The organism is Paraburkholderia sp. J11-2, from assembly GCF_905220185.1.
GTDB lineage: Bacteria > Pseudomonadota > Gammaproteobacteria > Burkholderiales > Burkholderiaceae > Paraburkholderia.
The window spans coordinates 1-245 of the sequence record NZ_CAJMYY010000154.1 but is presented as its reverse complement, the minus strand read 5'-3'; the positions used below and the strand labels follow the sequence as shown (position 1 = coordinate 245).

General features: G+C 65.3%; 1 protein-coding gene. It reads right to left on the bottom strand.

Features of this window, described 5'->3' with window-relative positions; all coding sequences use genetic code 11:
• Positions 1-197, bottom strand: a 197-nt coding sequence (locus tag U5A57_RS41575; RefSeq protein ID WP_321918152.1) for a hypothetical protein, incomplete at its 3' end; no start/stop codon positions are given.
• Between the last annotated feature and the right edge of the window lie 48 nt (positions 198-245).

Genomic DNA, 245 nt, shown 5'->3' with positions numbered 1-245 from the left:
CCGCCGTATGCCTCTTGCGAGGCGCTCGCGTCGCTGCGCTCGGCGGCGAGCGTTTGCACGCTCTGGCCACGTTGTGACGCGGGTGCGCCAATCGCGGGACGATATGCAGGGGCAGGGCCATAGCCACTGGCAAACGCGGGCGCGGCTGCAGCGCTCGAAAGTGCGACGAGTACTGCGGCGATGAGTTTGGTCTTCATGATCGGGATCTCGCAATGGGTTCAGTGAGAGGCGAAGGCGTTGGAAGG